41 protein-coding genes are annotated in these 25,669 nt (G+C 44.0%); 8 read left to right on the top strand and 33 right to left on the bottom strand.

What is annotated here, in order from left to right; translation table 11 throughout:
- Nucleotides 1–207: 207 nt before the first annotated feature.
- Nucleotides 208–477: a hypothetical protein gene (locus JXL83_09850; protein MBN2364418.1), complete on the top strand. Its 270-nt coding sequence runs from the start codon at nucleotides 208–210 to the stop codon at nucleotides 475–477.
- Nucleotides 478–498: 21 nt separating this feature from the next.
- Nucleotides 499–1,395 (top strand): T9SS type A sorting domain-containing protein, encoded by an 897-nt coding sequence (locus tag JXL83_09855; protein MBN2364419.1) that lies wholly within the window; start codon nucleotides 499–501, stop codon nucleotides 1,393–1,395.
- Between the two features lie 46 nt (nucleotides 1,396–1,441).
- On the opposite strand, the gene JXL83_09860 is transcribed toward JXL83_09855, so the two are convergent.
- Both JXL83_09860 and JXL83_09865 read right to left on the bottom strand, forming a co-directional pair.
- Nucleotides 1,442–2,038 (bottom strand): HD domain-containing protein, encoded by a 597-nt coding sequence (locus tag JXL83_09860; protein ID MBN2364420.1) that lies wholly within the window; start codon nucleotides 2,036–2,038, stop codon nucleotides 1,442–1,444.
- Nucleotides 2,039–2,063: 25 nt separating this feature from the next.
- On the bottom strand, nucleotides 2,064–3,005 hold the full coding sequence (locus JXL83_09865; GenBank protein ID MBN2364421.1) for a 2-dehydropantoate 2-reductase: 942 nt from the start codon (nucleotides 3,003–3,005) through the stop codon (nucleotides 2,064–2,066).
- Between the two features lie 329 nt (nucleotides 3,006–3,334).
- Here JXL83_09865 and thiM point away from each other — a divergent pair, with 329 nt between their 5' ends.
- From thiM to JXL83_09895, 6 genes are all read left to right on the top strand, one after another.
- Nucleotides 3,335–4,144, top strand: coding sequence for a hydroxyethylthiazole kinase (gene thiM, locus JXL83_09870; protein ID MBN2364422.1), 810 nt, complete (start codon nucleotides 3,335–3,337; stop codon nucleotides 4,142–4,144).
- On the top strand, nucleotides 4,141–4,794 hold the full coding sequence (gene thiE, locus JXL83_09875; GenBank protein MBN2364423.1) for a thiamine phosphate synthase: 654 nt from the start codon (nucleotides 4,141–4,143) through the stop codon (nucleotides 4,792–4,794). Before thiM ends, thiE begins: the two co-directional genes overlap by 4 nt.
- Nucleotides 4,795–4,969: 175 nt before the next feature.
- Complete coding sequence (locus JXL83_09880; protein MBN2364424.1) at nucleotides 4,970–5,410, top strand: winged helix-turn-helix transcriptional regulator; 441 nt, start codon at nucleotides 4,970–4,972, stop codon at nucleotides 5,408–5,410.
- Nucleotides 5,407–6,789, top strand: a complete 1,383-nt coding sequence (locus tag JXL83_09885) for a TolC family protein (GenBank protein MBN2364425.1) — start codon at nucleotides 5,407–5,409, stop codon at nucleotides 6,787–6,789. Before JXL83_09880 ends, JXL83_09885 begins: the two co-directional genes overlap by 4 nt.
- Nucleotides 6,786–7,826 carry an efflux RND transporter periplasmic adaptor subunit gene (locus tag JXL83_09890; GenBank protein ID MBN2364426.1) on the top strand — a complete coding sequence of 347 codons (1,041 nt, stop codon included), beginning with the start codon at nucleotides 6,786–6,788 and terminating at the stop codon, nucleotides 7,824–7,826. The genes JXL83_09885 and JXL83_09890 overlap by 4 nt, the downstream gene beginning before the upstream one ends.
- Nucleotide 7,827: 1 nt before the next feature.
- The gene (locus JXL83_09895; GenBank protein ID MBN2364427.1) at nucleotides 7,828–10,941 is read left to right on the top strand and encodes an efflux RND transporter permease subunit; all 3,114 of its coding nucleotides are present in this window, start codon (nucleotides 7,828–7,830) and stop codon (nucleotides 10,939–10,941) included.
- Nucleotides 10,942–11,041: 100 nt separating this feature from the next.
- Here the strand turns inward: JXL83_09895 and rplQ are convergent, their stop codons facing one another.
- The 31 genes from rplQ to JXL83_10050 form a co-directional block, all read right to left on the bottom strand.
- A complete protein-coding gene (gene rplQ / locus JXL83_09900; protein MBN2364428.1) occupies nucleotides 11,042–11,503 on the bottom strand; it encodes a 50S ribosomal protein L17 in 462 nt (153 codons plus the stop codon).
- Complete coding sequence (locus JXL83_09905) at nucleotides 11,493–12,488, bottom strand: DNA-directed RNA polymerase subunit alpha (GenBank protein ID MBN2364429.1); 996 nt, start codon at nucleotides 12,486–12,488, stop codon at nucleotides 11,493–11,495. The genes rplQ and JXL83_09905 overlap by 11 nt, the downstream gene beginning before the upstream one ends.
- 13 nt (nucleotides 12,489–12,501) lie before the next feature.
- Nucleotides 12,502–13,134 carry a 30S ribosomal protein S4 gene (gene rpsD, locus JXL83_09910; GenBank protein ID MBN2364430.1) on the bottom strand — a complete coding sequence of 211 codons (633 nt, stop codon included), beginning with the start codon at nucleotides 13,132–13,134 and terminating at the stop codon, nucleotides 12,502–12,504.
- Nucleotides 13,135–13,152: 18 nt separating this feature from the next.
- The gene (rpsK, locus tag JXL83_09915; GenBank protein MBN2364431.1) at nucleotides 13,153–13,551 is read right to left on the bottom strand and encodes a 30S ribosomal protein S11; all 399 of its coding nucleotides are present in this window, start codon (nucleotides 13,549–13,551) and stop codon (nucleotides 13,153–13,155) included.
- Between the two features lie 36 nt (nucleotides 13,552–13,587).
- Entirely contained in the window at nucleotides 13,588–13,971 is a 384-nt protein-coding gene (gene rpsM, locus JXL83_09920) for a 30S ribosomal protein S13 (protein ID MBN2364432.1), read from the bottom strand.
- Nucleotides 13,972–13,981: 10 nt separating this feature from the next.
- Nucleotides 13,982–14,098, bottom strand: coding sequence for a 50S ribosomal protein L36 (rpmJ, locus tag JXL83_09925; GenBank protein ID MBN2364433.1), 117 nt, complete (start codon nucleotides 14,096–14,098; stop codon nucleotides 13,982–13,984).
- Between the two features lie 10 nt (nucleotides 14,099–14,108).
- Nucleotides 14,109–14,339, bottom strand: a complete 231-nt coding sequence (infA, locus tag JXL83_09930) for a translation initiation factor IF-1 (GenBank protein MBN2364434.1) — start codon at nucleotides 14,337–14,339, stop codon at nucleotides 14,109–14,111.
- Nucleotides 14,332–14,994, bottom strand: a complete 663-nt coding sequence (locus JXL83_09935; GenBank protein ID MBN2364435.1) for a nucleoside monophosphate kinase — start codon at nucleotides 14,992–14,994, stop codon at nucleotides 14,332–14,334. Before JXL83_09935 ends, infA begins: the two co-directional genes overlap by 8 nt.
- Before the next feature lie 6 nt (nucleotides 14,995–15,000).
- Nucleotides 15,001–16,317 carry a preprotein translocase subunit SecY gene (gene secY / locus JXL83_09940; protein MBN2364436.1) on the bottom strand — a complete coding sequence of 439 codons (1,317 nt, stop codon included), beginning with the start codon at nucleotides 16,315–16,317 and terminating at the stop codon, nucleotides 15,001–15,003.
- Nucleotides 16,314–16,781, bottom strand: coding sequence for a 50S ribosomal protein L15 (gene rplO, locus JXL83_09945; GenBank protein ID MBN2364437.1), 468 nt, complete (start codon nucleotides 16,779–16,781; stop codon nucleotides 16,314–16,316). Before rplO ends, secY begins: the two co-directional genes overlap by 4 nt.
- The gene (gene rpmD / locus JXL83_09950; protein ID MBN2364438.1) at nucleotides 16,778–16,963 is read right to left on the bottom strand and encodes a 50S ribosomal protein L30; all 186 of its coding nucleotides are present in this window, start codon (nucleotides 16,961–16,963) and stop codon (nucleotides 16,778–16,780) included. The genes rplO and rpmD overlap by 4 nt, the downstream gene beginning before the upstream one ends.
- Before the next feature lie 19 nt (nucleotides 16,964–16,982).
- Nucleotides 16,983–17,462: a 30S ribosomal protein S5 gene (gene rpsE, locus JXL83_09955; GenBank protein MBN2364439.1), complete on the bottom strand. Its 480-nt coding sequence runs from the start codon at nucleotides 17,460–17,462 to the stop codon at nucleotides 16,983–16,985.
- Between the two features lie 26 nt (nucleotides 17,463–17,488).
- Nucleotides 17,489–17,884 (bottom strand): 50S ribosomal protein L18, encoded by a 396-nt coding sequence (locus JXL83_09960; protein MBN2364440.1) that lies wholly within the window; start codon nucleotides 17,882–17,884, stop codon nucleotides 17,489–17,491.
- Between the two features lie 16 nt (nucleotides 17,885–17,900).
- Nucleotides 17,901–18,503 (bottom strand): 50S ribosomal protein L6, encoded by a 603-nt coding sequence (gene rplF, locus JXL83_09965; protein MBN2364441.1) that lies wholly within the window; start codon nucleotides 18,501–18,503, stop codon nucleotides 17,901–17,903.
- A gap of 8 nt (nucleotides 18,504–18,511) precedes the next feature.
- Nucleotides 18,512–18,910 carry a 30S ribosomal protein S8 gene (gene rpsH / locus JXL83_09970; protein MBN2364442.1) on the bottom strand — a complete coding sequence of 133 codons (399 nt, stop codon included), beginning with the start codon at nucleotides 18,908–18,910 and terminating at the stop codon, nucleotides 18,512–18,514.
- A 9-nt stretch (nucleotides 18,911–18,919) separates the two neighbouring features.
- Nucleotides 18,920–19,105 carry a type Z 30S ribosomal protein S14 gene (locus tag JXL83_09975; GenBank protein MBN2364443.1) on the bottom strand — a complete coding sequence of 62 codons (186 nt, stop codon included), beginning with the start codon at nucleotides 19,103–19,105 and terminating at the stop codon, nucleotides 18,920–18,922.
- Nucleotides 19,106–19,666 (bottom strand): 50S ribosomal protein L5, encoded by a 561-nt coding sequence (gene rplE / locus JXL83_09980; protein ID MBN2364444.1) that lies wholly within the window; start codon nucleotides 19,664–19,666, stop codon nucleotides 19,106–19,108.
- Nucleotides 19,667–19,771: 105 nt separating this feature from the next.
- Entirely contained in the window at nucleotides 19,772–20,101 is a 330-nt protein-coding gene (locus JXL83_09985; GenBank protein MBN2364445.1) for a 50S ribosomal protein L24, read from the bottom strand.
- A complete protein-coding gene (rplN, locus tag JXL83_09990) occupies nucleotides 20,101–20,469 on the bottom strand; it encodes a 50S ribosomal protein L14 (GenBank protein ID MBN2364446.1) in 369 nt (122 codons plus the stop codon). Before rplN ends, JXL83_09985 begins: the two co-directional genes overlap by 1 nt.
- Nucleotide 20,470: 1 nt before the next feature.
- Nucleotides 20,471–20,752, bottom strand: a complete 282-nt coding sequence (gene rpsQ, locus JXL83_09995) for a 30S ribosomal protein S17 (protein ID MBN2364447.1) — start codon at nucleotides 20,750–20,752, stop codon at nucleotides 20,471–20,473.
- Nucleotides 20,745–20,960, bottom strand: coding sequence for a 50S ribosomal protein L29 (rpmC, locus tag JXL83_10000; GenBank protein ID MBN2364448.1), 216 nt, complete (start codon nucleotides 20,958–20,960; stop codon nucleotides 20,745–20,747). The genes rpsQ and rpmC overlap by 8 nt, the downstream gene beginning before the upstream one ends.
- 9 nt (nucleotides 20,961–20,969) lie before the next feature.
- Entirely contained in the window at nucleotides 20,970–21,386 is a 417-nt protein-coding gene (gene rplP / locus JXL83_10005; protein ID MBN2364449.1) for a 50S ribosomal protein L16, read from the bottom strand.
- A 12-nt stretch (nucleotides 21,387–21,398) separates the two neighbouring features.
- The gene (gene rpsC, locus JXL83_10010) at nucleotides 21,399–22,094 is read right to left on the bottom strand and encodes a 30S ribosomal protein S3 (GenBank protein MBN2364450.1); all 696 of its coding nucleotides are present in this window, start codon (nucleotides 22,092–22,094) and stop codon (nucleotides 21,399–21,401) included.
- Nucleotides 22,095–22,106: 12 nt separating this feature from the next.
- Nucleotides 22,107–22,457, bottom strand: coding sequence for a 50S ribosomal protein L22 (gene rplV, locus JXL83_10015; protein MBN2364451.1), 351 nt, complete (start codon nucleotides 22,455–22,457; stop codon nucleotides 22,107–22,109).
- An 11-nt stretch (nucleotides 22,458–22,468) separates the two neighbouring features.
- Nucleotides 22,469–22,765: a 30S ribosomal protein S19 gene (gene rpsS / locus JXL83_10020; protein ID MBN2364452.1), complete on the bottom strand. Its 297-nt coding sequence runs from the start codon at nucleotides 22,763–22,765 to the stop codon at nucleotides 22,469–22,471.
- Nucleotides 22,766–22,785: 20 nt separating this feature from the next.
- Complete coding sequence (gene rplB, locus JXL83_10025; protein MBN2364453.1) at nucleotides 22,786–23,610, bottom strand: 50S ribosomal protein L2; 825 nt, start codon at nucleotides 23,608–23,610, stop codon at nucleotides 22,786–22,788.
- Between the two features lie 8 nt (nucleotides 23,611–23,618).
- Nucleotides 23,619–23,915 carry a 50S ribosomal protein L23 gene (rplW, locus tag JXL83_10030; GenBank protein ID MBN2364454.1) on the bottom strand — a complete coding sequence of 99 codons (297 nt, stop codon included), beginning with the start codon at nucleotides 23,913–23,915 and terminating at the stop codon, nucleotides 23,619–23,621.
- The gene (gene rplD / locus JXL83_10035; GenBank protein ID MBN2364455.1) at nucleotides 23,912–24,544 is read right to left on the bottom strand and encodes a 50S ribosomal protein L4; all 633 of its coding nucleotides are present in this window, start codon (nucleotides 24,542–24,544) and stop codon (nucleotides 23,912–23,914) included. The genes rplW and rplD overlap by 4 nt, the downstream gene beginning before the upstream one ends.
- Nucleotides 24,541–25,245 (bottom strand): 50S ribosomal protein L3, encoded by a 705-nt coding sequence (gene rplC / locus JXL83_10040; GenBank protein ID MBN2364456.1) that lies wholly within the window; start codon nucleotides 25,243–25,245, stop codon nucleotides 24,541–24,543. The genes rplD and rplC overlap by 4 nt, the downstream gene beginning before the upstream one ends.
- The gene (rpsJ, locus tag JXL83_10045) at nucleotides 25,245–25,574 is read right to left on the bottom strand and encodes a 30S ribosomal protein S10 (protein ID MBN2364457.1); all 330 of its coding nucleotides are present in this window, start codon (nucleotides 25,572–25,574) and stop codon (nucleotides 25,245–25,247) included. Before rpsJ ends, rplC begins: the two co-directional genes overlap by 1 nt.
- A gap of 7 nt (nucleotides 25,575–25,581) precedes the next feature.
- Nucleotides 25,582–25,669 (bottom strand): hypothetical protein (locus JXL83_10050; GenBank protein ID MBN2364458.1); only part of this gene is annotated, 88 nt, incomplete at its 5' end.

Here is a 25,669-nt window from a genome sequence, read left to right on the forward strand (position 1 = left end):
AGGGCAGGAATCGAACCTGCCACGGACGGTTTTATCCGGCCGCTACTGGTTTTGAAGACCAGCTGGACCACCAGATCCTTCCTCTCCGAATCAAAAATTATCAATTCAAGCACACAGGTTTGTCAACACATAATTGAACAATCTGCCGTATCTTGACTTTGTTTTGCAGCGCAAATATCATTTAATATATTTTTCCAGGGAGGCAACATGTTTTCTTTCATTCTCTGTGCAATCATATCTGCCAGCGCGGTCTCTATGCCCGGCGGAAGGATTTACCAAACCTTTGAAAGGTCTGTTCACAACAACAACAATCTCTGGACGGCTCTCGACAGACCCGGCGGCGACGTAGGCAGCGTTTCCGGTCCTTCGATGCAGTTTCCCGGAGGCACCGGAATAAACACCCTCTTTCAGGGATGTCAGGCGATAGGTTTTTCAAGCGGCGCTAATCCTGTAGTCGTCGCCACCCAGCTGTGTTGAGGCGGTCTGACCGAATGGTCAGTGTCCCACAGTTCGTGGGCTTGGATTGACGACTCTCTCTACAAAAGCTTTTACAGCATGACAGACGTTTATCACGGGACTCAGATATACGTCGAAAGAACAGGTTTTTCATGGTCTCAGGACACAAACGGAGATTTCATAGTTTTCGTGAATAAATTTATAAACACATCGCGCGCATCTTATGACAGCGTTTATACGGGATTCTGGTACGACTTCGACATTCCTTCGTCAGCTTACAGCGACGACATGGCAGGATATATTTCGGCGGTAAACCTTTGTTACATGTATGACAGCGGCAGTTACACACAGAAGGTCGGAATATGTTTTTTGGAACCGTCGGGTGCGCACGGAGCTCACTGGTATAATTACGCGACAACTCCGGGAGACGACAACTCTTATTATGCCGCTCTTGGAGACGTGAGCGTTTCCGCATCTTGGCCGACGACGCCGGCTGATTACAAGATTATGATAAACTGCGGTCCGTACTCCTTCGGTCCGGAAGACACCATAACGATAGCTTACGGTGTAGTCGCGGGAAACGACGAGAGCGAATTGACTTTAGCCGCGACGAGAATGATTCAACTTTATGACAGCCTCAGCCTGTCAGTCGAAGAGGATCCGATCGCCCAAATACCCGAGTCATATGAACTTTCGCTGACCGTCGGATTCTTCAACGGAAGAATTTCTGCCGTTTTAAAAATACCTTGTGACGATTGCGTCGAAATAAGCGTTTTTGACGTTCACGGCAGGGAGGTTCTCGGCGCCTCAAGATTCAACGCCACTCATGGCGAAAACACTTTCTTACTCGACGCAGACAGTTTGAGCAACGGATTATATTTCATCAGGGTATCGTCGGCGTCTGTATGTGCCGTGGGTAAAGTCAGTGTCATAAGATAAATATTGCTGGTTCTGCCGTTCTGAAAAATCATGCAGTGAAAGGAAACTAACATATAAATCCTTCTTCTTCTGCGTTTTCAATCAATTTTTTTGCGTATTCCCACAAAGATTCCGATCCTTCTGCGATGTGTCTGTTCGCTTCGATTACCTGTTCAAGTTTTATTCCGTGTTTTTTCCACGCTTTTCCGCCTGTCGCGTGATTCTGCATGATAGGTTCGAGTCTGTCTATAGCCGCGGCGAATCTGGCTTCGGGAGTTTTCTTTTCCTCGAATTCTTTCCAAAGATAAGTAAATTCCGTCCTCAGTTCCTTTGGCAAAAGACCGAAAATCCTGTCGGCCGCTTTCTTTTCTTTTTCCAGTTTCTCTTCTTTTCTATCCGTGTACAAAATGAAATCACCTGCGTCAATCTCCACCAAGTCGTGAATGAGGACCATTTTTATTACTTTTATGATGTCTACCCGTTCGTTGGAATAGTCCTCAAGAACAATCGCCATAATCGCCAGATGCCATGAGTGTTCGGCGTCGTTTTCGTTTCTCGTGCCGTCAAACAGGTATGTGTGCCGGAAAACTGATTTCAGCTTGTCGACTTCCTTTATGAAATCTATTCTCTGATCAAATGAGCGGTTTTTCTTATTAGTCCGCATAAGATGTAACTGCCTGGACCGGCTTTCAGTCCTCGCGGTTCAGCATCCTCTTATTCAGCTTATCGAAAAATTCTTCGTGCAGAGGTGTTTTCAAACCCAATTTTTTTCCTTCCTCGACAACGTATCCCGCAAGAACGTCTATTTCCGTGTTTTTTCCTGCCTTGAAATCTCTCTGAAAAGAAGTCTTTGTTTCCCTTGAAAAAGTCAGTATCCTGCTTAAATTTTCCTGTACGTCTTTCTCTCCCAAAGGCACTCCTTTAGCGTTGGCAAGCTCGACTATTTCCTCCATCATAGAAACAAACTTCCGGTTTTTTTCGCCGTCTTCCGCTATCTCCCCCGCCGTACAGTTGTAAAAAGAAGAAAGAGTGGAAAACGGGCACAAAATGAGGAACTTTTCCCATTCCTTCCTCTTTATGTCCCTGTCAAAAAAAGCCTTTATTCTCGCGTTTTTAAGGACATCGAGCAATTCTCTGTGCCTGTTTTCATCCGATCCCTCGGAACCAAAGAATAACTTCCCGGCAGAACCTGTCTGTTTCACTACGCCCGGATAAAGAACTTCCGAACTGACATAAACACATCCTCCGAGGACTTCGGCGTAAGGGAAACTCGTCTTTATTTTTTCCTCCGTACCGATTCCATTCAAAAGCGATATCAGAACTGTGTTTTGAGCGACGTTACTTTTCAGAAGTTTCAGAACTTCATCTAGCTGGTAACTCTTTACGCATAAAAATACGTGCGTAAAAATCCCGAGATCCGAGGGATCGTCAGTCACCATGTCGGGAAACGTGACATACTTGTTTTGTTCAGTGAGGAGCGTGATGCCGTTTTTTTTGAGAACCATGAGCCCCTCGCCTCTCTGTATGAAAATCACGTGATAGGATTTTATCGGATCTCTGAAATGGCAGAGTCTCGCCCCGAGATAACCTCCTACTCCTCCGACACCGACTATAGCTATTCTCATTTTCATTCATTTTCAGTATAAGCTTATTGGATAAAAATTAAAATAAAAAATTCTCAATTCGGTTTTTTATGGATTTGTATTATCCGGCACTGTTATACAGTAAGTTAATTTAAAAACGGCGATTAATTTATCGAGACATGCAGTATAGAATTTTTATTATTTCAAATTTCATGATATTCCAAAACAATAAAAAATAAAATTATTTATTTTCTGAATATAAATACCGTTTATTTTTCGTTCACAACAGACTTTTATGTACATATAAATTCAATCAATTTATAATGATTTCATTTGAAAATTTAGCGTTACAATCTAATTCGTAAAATGGAGGCGCCATGGATTATTCAGAAATTATAGCCAGAGACATAAATGTATTGAGACAGAATAGACCTCTGATCCACCACATGACTAATTTCGTCGTCATGAACCAGACGGCAAATCTAACTCTGGCCATAGGCGGTCAGCCTGTCATGTCTCACGCCATCGAGGAAGTCGAAGAAATGGTGTCTTATGCAGGATGCCTTCTTCTCAACATTGGAACGCTTGTGCCCGAACTTATAGACTCGATGATCACAGCGGGTAGAAAAGCGAATAAACTTGGTGTACCCGTTGTCTTTGACCCCGTCGGAGCCGGAGCGACAAAGCTCAGAACCGATTCTGCGAAGAGGATACTTTCTGAGGTTAAAGTTTCAATAATAAGGGCTAATCTCGCCGAAACACTGACTTGCGCGGGAATAAAGGCCGAAATAGTCGGCGTCGATTCCAGGGAATCGGATGAAACTGCTCTCGAAAAAATCAAAACAGCTTCAAAAATACTCGGCACCGTAATCGCAGTCACCGGCGTCAAAGACGTAATTACCGATTCAAAACAGACGGCTATCTGCTCCAACGGCAATGAAATTATGGGCAAAGTGACCGGAACCGGTTGTTCGTCTTCGACTTCTGTTGCCTGCTTCGCGTCGGTTGAAAAGGATCCTTTCATCGCGGCCGTTTGCGGAGTGTGTTTCTACTCGCTCATGGGCGAACTTGCCGCTGAAAAATCAGACGGGCCTGCTTCTTTCGAGATATCACTGAGAGACAGGATATATTCAGCAACTGAAGAAGAAATCTCACGGCGTCTTAAGCTGGAGATTATCACCGGTTGAAAAAAGCGATCAAAGGGCTGTATTTCGTCACCGACCCTCTTCTGACTCTCGGAAGGTCGGTGCAGGAAATTTCTTATCAGGCATGCAGAAGCGGCGTTGACATACTGCAGTTCAGGGACAAATCTCTACCCGACGACGAGTTTCTTGAAACGGCGCTTTATATCAGAAAAATAACAAGAGAATTCAACACGCTTTTTATTCTCAACGACAGGGCTCACCTTGTCGGAGAATCCAAAGCGGACGGAGTCCATGTTGGCCTGTCTGATATAACTCCCGGTAAGGCCAGAGATTTGATCGGCGACGAAAAAATTCTTGGAGTCTCGTTCCACGCTGAAAAAGATGCTCTCTTAGCGCAGGATTCAGGCGCGGACTATGTTGCGCTCAGTCCGGTTTTTGCAACCGAAACAAAAAAAGATCTTGGCGCACCCGCTGGATTTGAAGGCATCAGTTACTTTTCAAAACTTCTAAAAATACCGCTGGTCGCCATCGGAGGAATCAATACATCCAACGTAGTTCGGGTGATTTCCGCCGGAGCCGACTGCGCGGCAGTTGTCACGGCCATCAGTCTGTCTGAAGACATTAAAAAAACCGTCATGGAGCTACGGGAAAAAATACGAGAAGGTTTTGAATCGAGAAACCTTTTACACTGAACTCAATCAGGTCATTTTTTTCGTATCTTTAAACAAAACCTCTGTATTGGTTTTTCAGGCAATTCACAACAAGTGAATTGCCTTTCCTTAACAAAACATTAACCGGCATTAATTTCTTGACAAAATTTCCGAACGAAATATAATGATTAGTTATTGCTAACTAACGGAGTACGAAATGGAACCGATGGATAATCTTGAACAGGCCGTCTTGGATTTTTCCGGCCTACTCGACATATTTGAAAGAGATTTCATGAAGAGCCGTGAAACAAACGATCTGACCATCAAACAGCTCCTCTATCTCTCTCTCATCGAATCAATGCCCGCATGTACGATCACTGCCATTTCCAAAAAACTTAATGTTAAAAAGCCGACGGTTTCCAATCTCATATCTGCTCTTGAAATCAAAGATCTCGTCAGAAAAAGGCTGTCAAAAAATGACGCGAGAATTCATATAATCGAGATCACGACAAAGGGCAAAAATGTGCTCGCAAACAGGAAAAAACTTCACAGAGATTTTGCAAAAAAGATTCTTAAATGTTTGAACGAATCGGAAAAAGCACAGTCGTTAAAACTTCTAAAAAAAATTTACGATTGCAACAAGGAGCTTTTGAGATGATGTGTTTGACAATATTCACTTTATTTCTTTTCATTCAGTCGCAGATCGTGATTCTGGATTTCGACGAATTTGTCAGGTCCAGTCTCGATTTCAGCCACGAAATAAAACATGCCGAACTCAATCATGACATCACTAAAAACTCGGAGGCCCTGGCGTTCGGAAGCATGCTTCCCAGAATATCCGCAAACTTCAATTACACAAAAATAGACAAAGCAATTGGAGCGGATTTATCCGTACCTTCCCTTCCGGTTTTTTCAGCGCTAAATCCTGCAGAAATAATAGGTTTCACACCACCGGTAGACACCTACCTGAATTTTACAAAAGAAGATTTCAAAACCGCTTCAATAACTCTCGTCCAGCCTATTTTCTGGGGCGGTAAGATTTACAGGAATTACAGAATTCAATCCCTGATCAGGGAAAGCGCGTCCGAATACACCGCCATAACATACCAAAACACAGTAATGCAATGCGTCATCTCCTACGCGGGATATCATAAAGCCAAGGGACTTCTTTACTCTGCTTTAAGTTATGAACAGGCCATGGCCGCCCACCTCAGGGATGTCGAAAATCTCTACAACAACGGCGTACTGATAGAAAACGATTTGCAGAAAACGAGAATATATCACGAAAACGCTCTTCTTTCGGTTCAGGCTTCGGAAAACGCCCTGAAACTAGCACAGATGAACATATGCAGACTTTCAGGTCTGGACATGTCGACCGACATTACCTTTTCCGATTCATTGCCGGAACTATTTGTTCCGGAACTCGACCCAGGCACTTTTGTTGAATACGGACTGGCCAACAGAAAAGAGTTGTCAATCGCTGAATTAAATTTATCCGTAGCCGAGGAAAGGAAAGGAATTTCGCTAATGAGATTTGTACCGGATGTTACGCTTTTCGCGACTTTGAGGGCAAACAATCCGGATTTTGAACTTGAAGACGAATGGGAGACAGGCTGGATGATGGGTATTGATTTAAACTACACGTTGTTTGAAGGTTTCGGAAGAATCGCCCAGATTTCCGCTTCATCTTCTTCCCAGGCTCAAGCCCGCGAAAACATCCTCGCCGCCAGGGAAATGATTGAACTAGAAATCAGAACCGGCGTACTCGATCTTGAACTGGCTTTCAGAAGACTCCAGACGACGAAAGAAAAATACCAGACCTCACTCGAATACCTTGAACTTTCTGAACTTCGTTTCGTAAACGGCATGATAACAAATTCCGAACTGCTGGACGCATACCTTCTCAGAAGCGAAGCCGAGGCGGATTTGATTTCAGCCAAAGCGGACCTTGCAGTGAATTATGCCAAACTTAAAGCCAGCCTTGGATTGCTAGACCAATCGAATGTGTTTTCTGATTTCACGGAGGTGAATAATTGAAAAGATTATTATGGCTTTTCACAGCCGTTGCCTGTTTATTTTCTTGCAGTTCAAATACAGAGCACAATGACAATCAGGACCGCTCAAAGAGAATTATGATCGCTGTTGTAGAGAACAGCCAATCGCTCCCCACATTAAAATTTTCTCAAAACATCGCCCCTCGCAGGGAATCACGTCTATCACCGGCAATGCCAGGCAGAATAGAGAGAATACTCGTGGAAAAAGGCGATTCTGTCAGGAAAGGCCAGCTCCTCGTCATTCTTTCAGGAGAGATGCTCACCGGAGCCCAGGCTCAATACGAAGCCGCAAAATCTGACTACGTCAGGGCGCAAAATCTTTACGAGAATTCGGCGATTTCACTTCAGCAGCTCGAAAAAGCCGAAGCCATATACAAGAGTGCCACTGCACAAAGAGACATGTCCGCAAGGTCAGCATACGTGTACGCTCCATTCAAGGGTATCATAACTGATGTTTCTTGCGAAGAAGGCGAAATATTCAGTTTTACCCCCGAAATCTCTCTTTCTTCAGTCGAAGGAAGCGGAATCATCACTCTTTCAGCCATCGATTCAGTCGAGATCACAGGAAACGTGTCTGAACGTTATTACAACGAGATTCACAAAGGATTAGAAGCTGTGATTAGGCCAGACCTCTTCCCCGACACCCAATGGTCCGGTTGTGTATCTAACATCGGTTCCGTAATTGACATATCAACGAGAACTTTCGAAGTGGAAGTTGCCCTGGACAATCCCGATCTGATTCTCAAGCCCGGAATGTTCGCCGAAGTTTCCATGATTCTTGATCAAATGATTTCGACGCGGATTCCGGAAGAAGCCCTCGTTACAGATGCGAGCGGAAATGAGTTTTACGTCTTCGTTATTCAAAACGGAAAAGCCGTAAGAAAGACTGTGGTTGTCTCTTCAACCGAAAACGGATTCGTCGAAATTTTATCAGGTGTAAACAACGGCGACACGATAGCGACTGTCGGTTCGAGAACTCTTGAAGACGGAGACGAGATCTCAGTCGTCCACGAGAAGTAAAATGAACTTAATCGACATTGCCGTAAAAAAACCCTACATGACTCTGATGTTCTATATGGCTCTTGTCGTCATAGGAATATTCAGCGTTACCAGAATCCCACAGGACATGTTTCCGGATATAGAGGTCCCGCAGCTGACAGTGCTGACCGTCTATCCCGGAGCTTCCTGCGAAAACGTCGAAAGACTGGTAACAAAACCTCTCGAAGAAGTGCTCGCTGGAGCGTCTGATCTCAAACATATTAATTCCTGGTCCAAAGACAACGTCTCAATCATCCAGCTCGAATTCAATTACGGAACCAACTTAGATGCTGCAGCAACGGACATACAGCAATTTGTGGATTTCGTCTCTGAGAATCTGCCTAACGGAGCAAAAAAACCGAGGATAATGAAGATATCAACGGGACACTATCCCATCCTCTACTTCGGTATCAAATACCAGGAAGGCATCACTGACATAGACGACATAGTCAACAATCAGATTGCAGAAAGGATACAGCGTTCAACAGGCGTTGCGAATGTCCTGGTTTTGAACCTTCCGAAGAAAGAAATCAGAATATCTCTAAGCCCGTCGGATTTGAGGAAATACGGCGTGTCAATTGATCAGATACGAACCGCTCTCAGTTTGGAGAATATAACAATCCCCGCCGGCAATGTTGACATAGGCACCATGAACTGGTCTGTTTCAGTGCCTTCGGATCTTGCATCGGTGGAGGAGATCGCTTCAGTTCCGGTGTCTTTTCAAAACGGAGTTATAGTCAGACTTCGCGACGTCGGAACAATCAAGGACACCATCGCACCTTCGACATCGTCTTCAATGGTAGACGGTGAAAAAGGTGTAGTGCTTGTCGTTATGAAACAGTCCGGCGTCAATTCAGTGGAAGTGTCGAAAAGTGTTAAAAATACAGTGGAACAATTGAGAGAAGGCCTTCCCGATGGAGTTGAAATAGAACTCGTTCAGGATTATTCGGAAAACATAACAAACATCATTGGAAACCTCAAGCAGACGATATTCATTGTTTTGACAGCTGTCATCGCCGTCGTTTTTTTCTTTCTGAGAAAACTCGTGCCGAGCCTTATTATATCTCTTTCCATACCCTCTTCCATTATCATAGTCTTCATAGGTCTTTTCGCATTCGGTTATTCCTTCAACGCCGTTTCTCTCATGAGTATAGCTGTTGCCATAGGCATGATAGTCGATAACGCGATAGTCGTTCTCGAAAATATAGATAAACACAGAGACAGATCAGAGGACATGAAGTCCGCTTCCATAAACGGAGCAAAGGAAATGGCGCCGGCAGTCATCGCCGCCACCCTGACAACCGTCATTGTGTTTCTTCCTCTTGTTTTCGTCAGGGGTCTTGTTGGAATTTTATTCAAGCAGTTGGCCTTCGTAATAATAGTCACCATTGGTTCTTCTGTTTTTACGGCTCTGACTCTGACTCCGATGCTGACGTCCAAACTCGAAAAGACCAGGAAAAAGAATAATTCTCTCAGCAAGTTCTATGTGCTTTCAGAAAAATTCTTCAACAGCGTAGAAGCTTCCTATTTCAGACTTTTGTCATTCACGCTCAGGCATAAGTACGCGTCCCTGACAGTTACGGCGATTGTATTCATTCTTTCTCTTCTTCTGATACCGCTTGTGGGAACCGGATATTTTTCTAATATTGACACTGGAGAACTGACCATATCCATCAACACTCCGTCGGGAACTTCTCTCGAGGCTACAGAGAAAGTAACTGCGCAGGTTTTTGCCTTGATAGACGAAGTCGTCAAAGACAAGATCGTCGCATTTTCAATGGAAGGGCAGGACGAGAAAGGCCTTCTTTCCACAGCAGGATTTAATGAAGGCAGCAACATAGCTACTATTGTCGTTCGCCTGACACCTCTTGAAAAGAGAGACAAATCGTCGGAGGAAATAGCCTGTATTCTCAGAGAAAGAATGAATGAAATACCAAATATAACTAAATATTCCGTGTCAAGCCAGTCTATAATGCTTCAGCTTTTACTCGGAGGATCCAGTGAAATCGAAATTGAAGTTTCAGGTCAAAACCTCGAAACAATCAATGAAATGGCTTTTGCCCTGTCAGACTCGGCCAGAAACATATCCGGCGTCGTAGACGCCTCCACGACAATTGACAACGGAAGACCAGAGCTTCGAATTGTCATTGACAAAGACAAAGCCTCTTTGCTGGGGTTGACTCCAATGATGGTTGCCATGCAGGTAAGGCAGTCACTTTACGGTCAGGACGCAGGATCCATAATAGTCATGGATTCGGACCGACCTATTTTTATAACGTACGAAGAACATTCAAAAGACGACATCGAAAAAATCAAAGAAATTGTTCTGACAACTGTCTTCGGAAAACAGGTCTCTATTGGAGACATAGCCGAAATCGAAAGAGATTTCGCCCCGATAGAAATAGCGAGAAAAGACAGGACAAGAACTGTTACAGTTATTTTATCTCTTTCCGGCAGATCTATGGGCGAAGTCGCCTCAGATTTATCGCCGATAATTCAGAGGATTGACACCCTATCCGGTGTGAATGCCAGAATTGCCGGTCAAACCGAAGACCAGAGAGAGACCTTTTTGGACCTTGCCACGGCATTATTCATCGGCATCGTTCTCGTTTACATGATTATGTGTGCCCAGTTCGGTTCGTTCAGAGACCCTTTCATCATTATGTTTTCCATCCCTTTCACTTTTACAGGAATCATTCTTGCGTTTCTTATGACCGGATACGAGTTGAACATGATAACTTCTATCGGTGTTATAATGCTCATGGGCATAGTCGTAAACAACGGTATAGTTCTGATTGATAGAATGAACACTTTGAAAAATTCAGGAAAACCTATACTCGAAACCGTCATAGAAGGAAGCATCTCCAGGCTGAGACCCATACTCATGACCGTCTTAACAACTGTAATCGGTTTCATTCCTCTTGCTCTGTCAAGAAAACAGGGTTACGAGATATGGTCGCCTTTCGCCACAACCGCTTTGGGAGGCCTCCTGGCTTCGACTGTCGTCACCCTGATTATAATTCCCGTGTTGTATTCGATTTTTCACAGAGAAAGAAAATTAAACAAAACCGGAGTACAGGGACCCGATTTGTCATAAAATCAGATCGATCGTTGAAAGCGAACTGATCTTACTGCTTGTATGCCGATAAAAAAAGGCGCCGGAAGGCGCCTATTTAGATAAATGATCCAAGGGGCGATTATTTTTTATTTTTTTCTTTTTCCTTGTCCTTGTCGTCTTTCTTTGCTTTTCTTCCCCCTCTTCTCGTCGCCGGTTTCTTTTCCTTTTTCTCTTTCTTTTCTTCCTTATACGATGAGAGTTCTATAAGAGCCATTCTTGCGTTGTCGCCCTGACGGAAATCAAGCCCGTAAATTCTCGTATATCCGCCTTTTTTTTCCTTCATTTCAGGTATGACTTTATCGAACAGGCTTTTGACCGTTTCTTTCCCGTAGACAAGCCGGGCTACATATCTTCTCGCGTTGAAATCGTCAATTTTCGCCTTTGTAATAATTTTTTCAACGTACGGCTGAAGCTCTTTCGCAATGGATTTTGTCGTTTTTATCTTTCCGTGAAGAAAGAGCGAACTCGCCGCGTTTCTCAGAAGGGCTTTTCTGTTCGAATCGTTTCTTCCGAGTTTTCTTCCTTTTACTTTATGTCTCATCTGATTTCTCCGTTTCGTCGGGTTCCAGGTATTCGCTAACATCCATTCCGAATCTCAAACCTTTGGATTCGAGGACTTTGATAAGCTCCTGCAGAGAGCGCTTGCCGAAGTTTTTGTATTTCAGCATTTCCTGCTCACTTCTCTGAACGAGGTCGCCGAGATTTCTTAGCTTTGCTTCTTTCAGGCAGTTCGCGGCTCTGACGGAGAGTTCCAGCTCTTCCACCTTCTGCGTCAAAAGCTTTTTCATTCTTTTCTTTTCCTCGTCAACTTCTTCTTCAACTATGGTTTCCGGTTCCTTTTCAAAATTGATAAGAACCATGGAGTAATCTTTCATAATCTTACCCGAATGAGACAGAGCTTCCATCGGTTTTATTGTTCCGTCAGTCCAGATATCGAGAGTCAGTTTGTCGTAATCGGCCCTGTTGCCGACTCTTGTGTTCTCAACCGAGTAATTCACTTTTACAACCGGAGAAAAAACGGCGTCGAGAAAAATAGTTCCGAGAGGTGCGTTTTTGGTTTTGAGTCTTTCGATGGGGCAATATCCAGTACCTGACGTCACTTCCATTTCCATTTTTATGTCGGCGTTTCTGCCCAGAGAACATATTTCAAGTTCAGGGTTGACTATCTTGACTCCGGCCGGCGTCCAAATATCTCCGGCTTTTACGATACAGGGTCCTTTTTTCCTTACCTCAAGAGTGACAGGCAAATCGCAGTCGGCTTTCAGTCTTACTTTCTTCAGCCTCAATTCAATCTCAATAATGTCCTCCATGACTCCGGGAACCGGGACGTATTCGTGGTCAACGCCGTCTATTCTTATCCTCGTAATTGCTGAGCCCTGTATTGAAGAAAGAAGTATCCTCCGCAAAGCGTTGCCTAACGTGAAACCGAAACCTCTTTCAAGAGGGTCGAGTACAAATCTTCCGTAATTTGCCTTTTCTTCTTCTACCACGACACTCTTAGGTATCTGAATTGGTTTTAGCTTCATTTATTTTCCCCTTTTACTTCGAATATAGCTCGACTATCAAATGTTCCCTTATATCCGGCGGCAGATCCGTTCTCTCCGGAATTGTGTTGAAGACGGCTTTCTTTTTTTCCAGATCCAGTGTAATCCAGCTTGGTATTCCTCTTTGTTTTCTCGCTTCGAGAGAATGGACAACCAGATCGAGGGATTTGCTTTTTTCCTTTAACTCAATGAGATCTCCTATCTTGACCTGATAAGAGGGATAATTGATCTTCTTACCGTTAATGCAAATGTGTCCGTGTCTAATCAACTGTCTGGCTGATTTTCTCGAAGGGGCAAACCCCGATCTGTAGGCGACATTGTCGAGTCTTCTTTCGAGAAGCTGAAGAAGTAAGGTTCCTGTGATACCCTTTTGCCGTGAAGCGTCTTCAAAATAATTTCTGAACTGCTTCTCCAGAACACCGTATTGTCTTTTGACTTTCTGCTTTTCCCTTAACTGGTCGCCGTATAGATTCATTTTTCTGCGTCTTCTCCCCATCGAGACCCCGGGAGCCTTGACTGATTCTTTTTCCATCGGGCATTTGGTCGTAAAACATTTTTCTCCTTTGAGAAAAAGTTTGACGCTCTCTCTCCTGCAAAGCCTGCAATTAGGACCTGTATATCTTGACATATCTTGTTACCCCCGACTTTATACTCTGCGCTTTTTGGGCGGTCTGCATCCGTTATGAGGGATGGGTGTGATGTCCTTTATTAGAATTACTTCCAGGCCGGAACCTTCAAGAGACCTTATGGCAGATTCCCTGCCGGGACCAGGCCCTTTTACCCAGACCTCGACTCTTTTCAATCCGAGAGACATCGCTTTTTTAGACGCGTCTTTGGCGGCTTCACCTGCGGCGAACGGCGTTCCTTTCCTCGAACCTTTCTGGCCGGAAGTTCCGGAAGAAGCCCAGCTTATAGTCGCGCCCTGCGTGTCAGTCAATGTCACTATCGTGTTGTTAAACGTCGAATGTATATGAGCGACACCGTTTGTGTCGACTTTTGTTTTTTTCTTAGTTTTTTTCTCGGATCTTACCTTCTTAGCAGACACTTATCCTCCTCATTCATATCATATTTAAAGGCATCGTTATTTTTTCAACACGACTTTTTTCGCGGCGACGGCTCCTTTTTTGGGTCCTTTTCTCGTCCTCGCGTTGGTCTTCGTTCTCTGCCCTCTGACAGGCAAACCTCTGGCGTGTCTCATGCCTCTGTAACACTGAATCTCTTTCAGCCTTTTTATATTCTGAGCGATATCGGCTCTGAGCTGTCCTTCGACTTTCAAATTTTCGTCTATGTATCGTCTTATTTTTTCCACGTCTTTTTCAGTCAGCTCATTCGTTCTCAAGGAAGGATTGATGTCAACCGCTTTCAACACCATCTGAGATGTTTTAAGCCCCATTCCGTAAATATATGTCAAAGCGACTTCAACTCTTTTATTTCTCGGAAGGTCTATACCGGATATTCTTGCCAAAGATCACCTCCTATCCCTGACGCTGCTTGTGTTTGGGATTTTTTTTGCATATTATTCTCACGACATTGTTTCTTCTTATAATTTTGCAGTCCTTGCAAATTTTCTTTACCGAAGTCCTGACTTTCATTTTTTCCCCTTTATTTCTGCCTGTATATTATTCTTCCCCTGGTCATGTCGTAGGGAGAAAGTTCCAGCGTCACTTTGTCGCCGGGTAGTATCTTAATGTAATTTATCCTCATCCTGCCCGAAAGATAAGCCTGAACAAGGTGCTGTGTATTTTCTATCATCACTCTGTATTTCAACCCCGGCAGAACTTCCTGAACGATCCCGTTTATCTGGATCCCTTTTCTGCCTTTTCCTTCAATCATTAATTTCATGCTCCAAATCTCTCATCAGTTCGATTTTTTCCTTTTCTCCGTTTACATTGACCAGAAGACCTTTTTCGCGGTAATAATCGAGAAGCGGTTTTGTCTGTTTTTCGTAAACCAGAAGCCTGTCCCTGATTATCTCCGGCTTGTCGTCGTCTCTAATAATTAAGCGGGCTCCGCAAACGCCGCAAATTCCGACTTTCGCCGGTTTATCAGTCCTGAGATTATACACTTTTTTACACAAAGGGCAATATCTTCTGTTCGAATTTCTTTCAACGGCTGTTTCGGCGTCTATCTCAAAATAAAAAACTTTGAAAAGGTCCTCTTTTTTTTCAGCGAGTATTCTGCCGAGACCTTCCGCCTGAATAATTGTTCTCGGAAATCCGTCGAAAATGCAAACCGGAGACGAGTTTTGAGTGTTCTCAAAAGCCGCCCCAACAGCCTCTATGACTGTTTCGTCCGGAACCAGTTGACCTGCAGAGACGAGTTTATTTATCTTTTCTCCGAGTTCGGTTTTTTTACCAGCTGCTTCTCTCAAAATATCTCCTGCCACAATCACGTTATACTTTTTTTTAGATCTGAAAAGCGCTGCTTGTGTTCCTTTTCCCGCTCCCGGAGGGCCTATGAATACAACTATTTTCCGCTTTTCAGTCAAATTGCCTTACCTCCTGCCTCTTATCTTGCCTTTGCTCAAAAATCCCTCGTAATGCCTCATCATGAGCTGGGCTTCTACCTGCCTCATTGTGTCGAGAATTACTCCGACAACTATGAGGATGGAAGTGCCTCCAAAATAAAACGGCAGATTGAACTTCTGAATAAGTATCATCGGCAAAACCGCTATGAAAGCAAAAAACAAAGAACCGGGTAAAGTAATTCTGCTGACGACGAAGTCTATGTATTCAGCTGTCTTCCTTCCGGGTCTGTATCCGGGGATGAATCCGCCGTATTTTTTCATATTATCAGCGAGATCATTGGGATTGATGACTACTGACGTGTAAAAATACGCGAAAAACACAATAAGAACCACGTATATGACGTTATATACAATCTCGCCGGGTTGCATCCAGGCCGAAAAAATCGCCAGGAGCGACGCGCTCGTGCTGTTTTGGAAAAACTGGGCAATGGTCTGCGGGAACATCATAATGGACTGAGCGAATATTATGGGAATTATTCCCGCACTGTTCACGTTCAAAGGCAAATGAGTCGATTGTCCTCCGTAAACTTTCCTTCCTACCACTCTTTTCGCATATTGAACAGGTATCCTTCTTTGTCCCTGTGTTATCATGACTACCGCCGCGGTTATCAAAATCATCATGAGACCCAGGATCACGACAGTGAAGATATTAATCACTCCGGTTGTTAAAAGCATATACGTTCTGGCGACGTCCATCGGAAAACTCGCGATTATGCCGACCATGATTATGAGAGAAATTCCGTTTCCTATACCGACTTCGGTTATCCTCTCTCCGAGCCACATGACAAAAACAGTTCCGACAGTCAGCGAAATTATCGTAGTCAACATGAACAAAAATCCCGGATTATTGACCAGAGGGAGGCCGTCTATGTTTTGCGCCTGAAGATATATTCCTATGCTGAAAGCCTGAAATATTGCGAGTCCGACAGTAGTATATCTCGTGTACTGTGTAATTTTTCTTCTGCCTTCTTCTCCTTCTTTCTGAAGTTTTTGAAAAGAAGGTATAATTGAAGCGAGAAGCTGAAAAATAATCGAAGCAGTAATGTAAGGCATGATACCGAGAGCGAACACAGTCGCCCTGCCGAGGTTCCCTCCGGCAAACATGTCAAAAAGTCCCAGAATGCCCGATTGCTGAGCCTGAAAAAATCTCGATAGCGCTACGGCGTTAATACCCGGCAAAGGTATGTGTCCGCCCAGCCTGTAAATTACAAGAAGAAAAGCGGTCCAAAAGATTTTTTTTCTCAGATCTTCGACTTTGAATATGTTCTGAAAACTTTTAATCACTTGACCACTTCCGTCTCTTCATTGTTGAAATTAATTGTCTGGAATGTTCCTCCCGCGCTTTCAATCTTTTCTTTGGCCGCTTTCGACAAAGCATGAACTTTGAAATTAACGGCTTTGGACAGAGATCCTTCCGCGAGTATCTTTATTTTTTCACCCCATTTTATCAACTTTTTCTCGTAGAGAGTTTCCGGATTGACTTCCGTCATGCCCAATTCCTCAATTTTCTTGAGATTGAAAGGCTTATAATCCGTCCGGTTTATGTTTTTGAATCCTCTCTTCGGTATCAAGCGCTGAAGAGGCATTTTTCCGCCTTCGAACCAGGGCGGTACCGAGGAGCCCGATCTCGATTTTTGACCTTTCGTTCCTCTTGTGGCCGTTTTTCCGTGACCTGATCCTATACCTCTGCCAATTCTTTTTTTCTTGTGCGTTGATCCGGGAGTCGGCGATAAATCGTGAAGCTTCATACTGTCAACTCCTCTACATTAACGAGATGTTTCACTTTTTCGATCATTCCGCGAACCTGAGGCGAGTCTTCCATGATTACGGAATCCCTGATACGCCTGAGACCCAGAGCGAAAACTGTTCTTTTCTGAACTATGTTCCTTCCGATCGGACTTTTTACCTGTGTTATTCTGAACTTTTTCATTTTTTTCGCTCCTTGGATTTCACCTTTGCTTTGGTAAAATATCCTCAACTTTCTTGTTTCTGTTTCTTGCGACATCTTCGGGATTTCTCAATTTTGTAAGCGCGTCCATTGTGGCTTTCGCGAGATTGACCGAACTGTTTGAGCCCAAAGATTTTGTTAAAATATCTTTTATTCCTGCCGCGTTAAGCACAGCTCCGACAATCGAACATGCTATAACGCCTGTGCCTCTGGATGCCGGTTTAAGCAAAACTCTACTCGCTCCGTGAACTCCGACGACGGGATGCGGGATCGTTGTTCCGAAAACACAAACGTCCGTCATATTTCTTTTCGCTTTTTCAGTGGCTTTTGAGATAGCGTTCGCTATTTCTGATGCCTTCCCGGTTCCGACTCCAGCTTTTCCTTTGCCGTTTCCGACGACGACGACACTGGAGAATTTGAACCGGCGGCCACCTTTAATGACTTTTGCAACTCTTTTTATGGCGACGGTCTGATCGAACATCTCGGTGGTTTCGATTACGTTTTGTCTCAAAATTCCAAACCTCCTTCTCTCGCGCCGTCTGCAAAAGCTTTAACGCGTCCGTGGAATTTGTATGGACCTTTGTCGAATACTATTTTTTTAATTTTTTTCCCGGCGGCTTTTTCGGCTAAAATCTTTCCGGCTTTTTTCGCGGCGAGAGTTTTCCCTTTCACGGTTTTGTCGTCAGATTTTGCCAGCTGGACTTTATCGAGCAATTCAGCGTCCTGTAGAGAAGACGAAGAAACGAGTGTATTTCCGGTCGTGTCATCTATTATCTGAGCGTATATATGCTTAAGGCTTCTGTAGACATTCAATCTCGGAACCGAAGCCGTGCCCGATATTTTCATACGAATTCTGTCGTGCCTTTTTTCTCTCTGTTTTCTTTTTAGCTTATTCTTGTCCATTTCATTAACCTCTTGTTTATTTAGCGCCTGTAGCCGCGGCTTTACCGGCTTTGCGTCTTATCCATTCACCTTTATACTTTATACCCTTCCCCTTATAAGGTTCGGGTGGCCTTATGGATCTTATCAAAGCCGCCATTTGACCGACCGTCTGTTTGTCAAATCCCTTGACTGTTATCTGTGTGTTGTCAGGGGAAACATCGAATTTTATTCCGTCTAATTTTTTTATCCACTGGCTTGTTTTGACTTTTGTGCTCGAAATTCCCGCGGGAGGTGTCGCTGACACTCTTATTGGGTGAGAATAACCAATTGTTATTACAAGGTCTTCTTTATCCACAGTCGCTCTGTAACCGACTCCGACTATTTCGAGCTGCTTTTGGACGCCTTTCGTCACTCCGTCAATCATGTTTGCGACTACAGCCCTGGCGAGTCCTTGAAATTTACCTGCGTTATCGTTTTTCCTGCTGACGAGCAAAATGTTGTCCTCTTTGGAAAATTCAATTCCCACTGGAAACCTCTGCTCGAGTTTGCCGAGAGGACCTTCAATTTTGATCGCCTCGCCGGCAATTTCAACTTTGACTCCGCTCGGTATGTTTATCGGCTTTTTTCCTACTCTCGACATTTTTCACCTCACCAAATGTTGCACAATATCTCGCCGCCCACTTTTTTTCTTCTGGCTTCGGCATCCGTCATCAGTCCAAGCGGCGTTGAAACAATAGCCGTGCCGAGATTCTCCATGACTCTCGGTATGTCTTTATATCCTTTGTAAACTCTCAGCCCGGGTCTGCTGACTCTTTCCAAAGTCGAAATGACTGGTTTTCCTTCGCTCGTGTACTTAAGGTCGATTTTAATGCATTTTTTTTCTGCTTCTTTTGTTTGTTCGACCCTGGATACATATCCTTCGGCTTCAATGATTTTGGCCACTTTGAACTTCAGGTCAGAATAAGGCATCGAAACGAATTCTCTCTTGACCATCAGGGCGTTTCTAATTCTTGTCAGCATATCAGCAATAGGATCACTCATCGACATTTAGTCCCCCTACCAGCTTGCTTTCTTTATTCCGGGAATCTCCCCCTTGAGAGCCATTTCCCTGAAACAAATCCTGCAAAGACCGAAATCCCTCAAAAAACCCCTGCTTCTTCCGCACCTGAAGCATCGATTGTATTTTCTGACGGCGAATTTCGGTTCGCTTTTCTGTTTGTTTATCCAAGATCTTTTAGCCATTTAGACTCCCGCCTTTTCGGTTGAGCTTTTTCTGAAGGGGATTCCCATCAGTTCCAGCAAGGATCGGGCTTCCTCATCAGTTTTTGCTGTAGTCACCATTGTTATATTCATTCCGAGAATCGAATAAACTTTGTCGTAATCAATTTCAGGAAACACAATTTGCTCAGTGAGCCCGAAGTTATAATTCCCTCTACCGTCGAAGCCGTCTGTTTTAAAGCCCCTGAAATCCCTTATTCTTGGAGCGGCGACGTTTATCAGTCTGTCGAAAAATTCGTACATCATATTATTTCTCAAAGTGACTGATATTCCGACCGGCATTCCTTCTCTCAGTTTGAAATTCGATATGGCCTTTTTCGCTTTTCTCACCGACGGTCTCTGCCCTGTTATTATCATCAAATCGTTTACTGCCGCTTCCATTAATTTTGAATCCTGAATGGCCTTGCCCAATCCCATACTCACTATTATTTTTTCAATTTTAGGTATTTCCATTTTCTTGTAACTGTATTTTTTTTCAAGTTCCTTCATGACATTTTTACGATACAAATCCTTAATTCTCGGAATTCTCTTTTCTCCGCTCGGCTTGTCAGTAACTTCTATTTTCTGAAGCGATTTCCCGGAACCACCCTGTTCCTGAGCTTTCGACTTTTTATCTTTTGCCATTTTTCCTCACTTGTTTGCTAACGCCGAACCGCATCTGCCACAAAATCTATCCCCGGGTTTTTCCGGATTTCTCTTCACTTTTGAAGGAGAATGACATGCCTGGCAGACGACCATAAAATTTGAAATATTTACCGGCGCTTCTTTTGTGATTATTCCGCCTGGTTCCGTCTGGCTTTTAGCGCGGGTGTGCTTCTTAACCAGATTGATGCCTTCAATTATGGCGGTGTTCTTTTCAGGAAACACAGCCAGTATTTTTCCCTGTTTTCCGCGATCATTGCCGGTCATCATCTTGACCGTGTCGCCTTTTTTTACATTCAGTTTGATGTTCTTTTTCATCACACGACCTCCGGAGCCAGGGAAACAATTTTAAGATAGTTTCTTTCTCTCAGCTCTCTCGCGATTGGACCGAAAATTCTTGTGCCTTTAGGACTGCCCGTATCATCAATAATGACAACGGCATTCTGATCAAACCTGACGCTCGTTCCGTCTTTTCTTTTGACGGGTTGTTTGGTCCTGACGACGACTGCGCTGTGTTTTGTTTTGCTTTTAACCGTCGCATTCGGAATGGCTTCTTTCACAACGATGGTGATTTTGTCGCCGACTCTGGCGTATCTCCTTCTGCTGCCGCCGAGAATCTTTATGCACAGTCCCCATTTTCCGCCTGAATTATCGGCGATCACAAAAGTAGAATTTTCAGATAACATTTCAGTTTTCTCCTTGTTCTCCTTTGGCTCTCCTGAGAATTTTGGACAGAGTCCAGCATTTCTTTTTCGACAGAGGCCTGGTTTCCATAATGATGACAATGTCGCCTTCCCGGGCGGAATTGTTTTCGTCGTGAGCCATGAATTTTTTATACTTTTTAATTATTTTCTTGTAGAGAGGATGGGCAAATTTTCTTTCTACTTTTACAACGACGGACTTGTTCATTTTATCTGAGATCACGATCCCTTCTCTGAACTTTTTCCTGTTGGTTCTTAAATTATCCATTTTTGCCGCTTCCCTTCTTCGCGATTTCTCTTTCTCTCAAAATAGTCAGAATCCTGGCTTTTTCCTTTTTCGCGTTAGTTATATTGGCTGGTTTGTCCGTAGTATTGGACATTACCCTGAAACGCAGTTTAAAAATCTCTTCGTTAATTTCATCGAGCCTGTGAAAAAGCTCTTTTTCAGTAAGTTCTCTTATCTCTTTTGTTTTCATCATTCACCCCTACGCTATATCGTGGCCTGAAATGAATCTCGTCTTTATGGGAAGCTTTGCCGACGCGAGTTCCATCGCTCTTTTTGCCGTTTCTTCGTCGATGCCTTCCAGCTCAAACATTACTCTCCCCCTTCTGACGACTGCAACCCAACCGACCGGAGCGCCTTTCCCTTTACCCATTCGCGTCTCCGCAGGTTTTTCAGTTATTGGCTTATCGGGGAACATTCGGATCCAAAGCTTGCCTCCCCTTTTTATGTGCCTTGTTATAGCGACACGAGCCGCTTCAATCTGTTTGGCCGAAATCCACGCCGCTTCAAGAGCTTGAAGACCGTAATCGCCGAAATCAATTTTGTTGGCGCCTTTTGATACGCCTCTTCTTTTACCCCTCTGCTGTTTTCTGTATTTCATTCTCTTAGGTGCCAACATGATTAATTTCTCCTATTTTCTCTTTTTATCTTTTTTAGCCCCTAACAGGCCGAGTTGATTCAATCTGTATTGGTCTTCGTCGTTCATTATCAAGCCTTTAAATATCCAGGTCTTTATCCCTACAGTTCCCGAAAGCGTGTGTGCCGTAGTTTGAGAATAATCTATGTCCGCTCTTATTGTGTGAAGCGGAATGTTCCCCTCCCTGTACCATTCGGTTCTGGCTATTTCAGCTCCTCCGAGCCTTCCCGAACAAGTGACCTTAATGCCTTTGGCGCCTTGTCTGAGAGCGTTTGTGACTGCTCTCTTCATTGCTCTCTTGAAACTCACCCTCTGGATTATCTGTCTCGTGATATTGTCCGCCACAAGTTTGGCGTCCAATTCGGGATTCTGGACTTCCTGAATCTTGAGATTCACTTCTTTACCTATAAGCTTCTTTATCTCTTCTCTGAGCTGGTTTATTTCCTTGCCTTGTTTTCCTATAATCTTGCCCGGTGTCGAAGTGTGAACCGTCACAGTGACATTGTCCACGGCTTTCTCTATCTCGACTTTCGAAACACCAGCCTGGCTCAGCCTCTTGTCAAGGTATCTTCTTATTTCAATGTCTTCTTTTAATCCCTGACTGAATTTTCTGTGATGGGCAAACCAGCGGGAATCCCAGTTTTTTGTGATCCCGATTCTGAATCCTACAGGATGTGTTTTCTGTCCCAAATGCAACCTCCGCTATTTTGACGTGTTCTCGACTGTGACCGTGATGTGACAGGTTTCCTTCACTATAGGTTTTGCTCTGCCCCTCGCTCCGGCTCTGAACCTTTTCGGATAATTCGGTCCTTTATCGATTTTTATTTCTTTTATGTAAATATTGCTGTCGTCGAGAGCGACTCCTTCCGGTTTAACCTTGAGATTCGCCGCGGCGGAAGCTATCGTTTTCGTGAGGGGTGAAGAAATCGAATAATTCGTGAAAGAGAGGAGAGATAATGCTTCATCGACCCTTTTGCCCCTGAAGGAATCGACTACCCTTCTGGCTTTTTTTGAAGTGACTCTGACGTATTTTGTTACTGCTGTTGTCTGCATCTCCTGTCCCCTTATGCCTGAGTTTTGGTTTTCCTTTCCGCTTCGGCTTTCTTGCCTCCGTGTCCTCTGAACAGCCTCGTCGGAGAGAATTCGCCGAGTTTGTGTCCGACCATATTCTCCGTGACGTAAACGGGTATGAATTTTTTTCCGTTGTGAACAGCAAAAGACAATCCGACAAAATCAGGTGTGATCGTCGAACGCCTGCTCCATGTCTTTATAGTCTTTTTGTCTCTTTCGGATTTCATTTTCTCGATTTTCTCAACCAGTTTCTGATCTACGAAAGGACCTTTTTTCACTGATCTCGGCATTACGTCTTCTCCTTAATAACTTATTTCGATTTTCTTTTTACTATGTATTTGTCAGATAATTTTTTCTTGCGCGTCTTGAAACCCTTCGTCGGAATACCGGTGGGTGAAACAGGATGTCTTCCTCCGCTCGACCTGCCTTCACCGCCACCGAGCGGATGATCGACCGGGTTCATAGCGACTCCTCTTACTTTGGGTCTTCTTCCGAGCCATCTGGCTTTCCCTGCTTTTCCATAATGAATGTTGAAGTAATCCGGATTGCTGACCATGCCTATTGTCGCTCTGCATTTTTGACTTATGAGCCTTATCTCTCCAGACGGCAGTTTGACGTGTGAAAATTTTCCTTCGTGCGCAAGTATTGTCGCCGAGGTTCCCGCCCCCCTGACCAGCTGAGCTCCTTTTCCCGGATTTAATTCGATGTTGTGAACGGCAATTCCGGTTGGGATGTTTCCTATTATCATGCAGTTGCCGACATCTGCGGGAAGCTTTTCTCCGGATTTAATTTTATCTCCGACAGCGAGATTTTGAGGCGCCAGAATATAGCTTTTCACTCCGTCTTCGTAAACGACAAGAGCTATCCTCGCCCCTCTGTTGGGATCATATTCGATCGCCGCTACGTCGGCTGTGATCCCGTCTTTCTTCCTTTTAAAATCTATCAATCTGTATTTTCTTTTGGATCCACCGCCGCGGTGTCTTGCTGTGACTCTGCCCTGATTATTTCTTCCCCCTGATTTCTTTAAAATTTTCGTCAGGGATTTTTCCGGCTTTTTTTTCGTGACGTCTTTGAAATCATCGGTTTTGAGAAACCTCTGAATCGGAGTCACAGGATTGTATGATTTCAGTCCCATTTTTTCACCTACGCCCCTTCGAACATTTCAATCTTATCACCCTCGGAGAGAACGCAGACCGCTCTCTTTGTCGAGGATTTTCTACCTTCGAACCTTCCGAGTTTTTTCAATTTTCCTCTCCGGTTCATGACAGATACGTCTTCGACCTTTACGTTGAACAATAGTTCAACCGCTTTTTTCACTTCAATTTTATTCGACCATTTACTGACGAGAAAACAATACTTGTTTTGATTTTCCCTCAGCATAGTGCTTTTTTCAGTCACTATAGGCCTGAGTATGATTTCCCTCGCTCTGTCGTGTGTCACGGTGAAAAAACCTCCTTGAATATAGCGATGGATTCCGGTGTCAAAACAAGGCTGTCGGCGTTAATGAGATCAAAAGCGTTGACGCTCGACGCGAGAGCAGTTTTAACTTCGGGTAGATTTTCAGCCGACAAAATGTAATCTTTTGAATATTCGTCATTTACGATGAGAGTTTTTTTGTTTTCTATTTTCAGTGAAGCAAGCATCGATTTAACACGAGAAGTCTGAGGTTTTTCGTAAACTACTTTCTCGACGCATTTAATTGAGCCTTCATTGGCTTTTAATGACAATACGGACCTGATGGCCAGATTTTTCATCTTTTTGTTTATTTTCTTTGTGTATTTTCTCACTTTTGGCCCGTGAGCGACTCCGCCGCCTTTCCATTGGACGGCTCTAATGCTTCCCTGCCTCGCTCTTCCCGTTCCTTTTTGCCTCCATGGTTTTTTTCCGCCACCAGAAACCTCAGCCCTGGTTTTTACGGAAGCATTTCCCTGTCTTTGGTTGGCCAGATACGTTACGACCGACTGATGCATTACGCTTTTGTTTGCCTCGACAGAGAATACCTCGTCGGGCAGTTCAACGGTTTTGCCCGTGTCTTCGCCTTTTTCATTAAAAATCTTGAGCTGTTTCATCTTCCAAACTCCCTGCCTCTGTTTTTAATGGCGTCCTGAATTCTCAGATAAGATCCGTTGGGACCGGGCACAGCTCCTTTTAACAGGAGTAGGTTCTTATCAGGAATAATTCTGACTATTTTAATATTTTGTATTGTTCTAACAACATCTCCCATGTGACCGGGAAGTTTGTGTCCTTTGATGACCCTTCCTGGAGTGGTTCCTGCTCCTATCGATCCCGGAGCCCTGTGGAACATGGATCCGCGGCTTCCTCTTCCACCTTTGAAACCGTATCTTCTGACCACTCCCTGAAATCCTTTCCCCTTGGTTCTCGATTTCACATCGACGTATTCATCCTGTTTGAACACATTTTCAACAGTCAGGACGTCTCCGGTCTTGTATTCTGATTCCTGGGGAACTTTGAATTCCTGAATCATCGAACAGGGTTCGACTTTTGCTTTTTTGAAAACTCCCAGTTCTGGCATATTTATCTTTCTGCCTTTTGCACCTTTATTATCCTGTTTTTTATTCTCTTTAGAGATCGGCAGTTTTGCTTTTTCATAACCCAACAAAAGTTTCGTGTAGTCATTTCCCTCTTTTTTCTCGCAATTGACGATGACACAGGGGCCGGCTTCGACAACCGTAACGGGAACCACCCTGCCGTCTTCGAGAAATATCTGAGTCATTCCCAGTTTTTTTCCTATTAAACCTTTCACTTTTATTACTCCTCGGTCATCATCTTTATCTCGACGTCGACACCCGCCGGTAAGTTGAGGTCTTTCAAAGCTTCTGTCGTCTGATGCGTCGATTTGACAATGTCAATGAGTCTCTTGTGAACTCTGATCTCAAACTGCTCGCGCGATTTTTTATCCACGTGAGGAGACCTCAAAACCGTGTATATGGTTTTTTGAGTCGGAAGAGGTATCGGACCGGCTATTCTTCCGCCCGACCTTTTTACGTTATGAACTATGTCCGAGACGCACTTGTCGAGAACGGCGTGATCATAAGCCTTCAGTTTTATTCTGATTGTTCCTATTTTGTTTTTATCCATAAAGCACCTATTCCAATATTTCCGTGACTACGCCTGCGCCTACGGTCTTTCCGCCTTCCCTTATGGCGAATCTGAGTCCTTTTTCCATCGCAACC

The organism is candidate division WOR-3 bacterium (genome assembly GCA_016934535.1).
In the GTDB taxonomy this organism is placed as follows: Bacteria; SDB-A; SDB-A; order SDB-A; family SDB-A; genus JAFGIG01.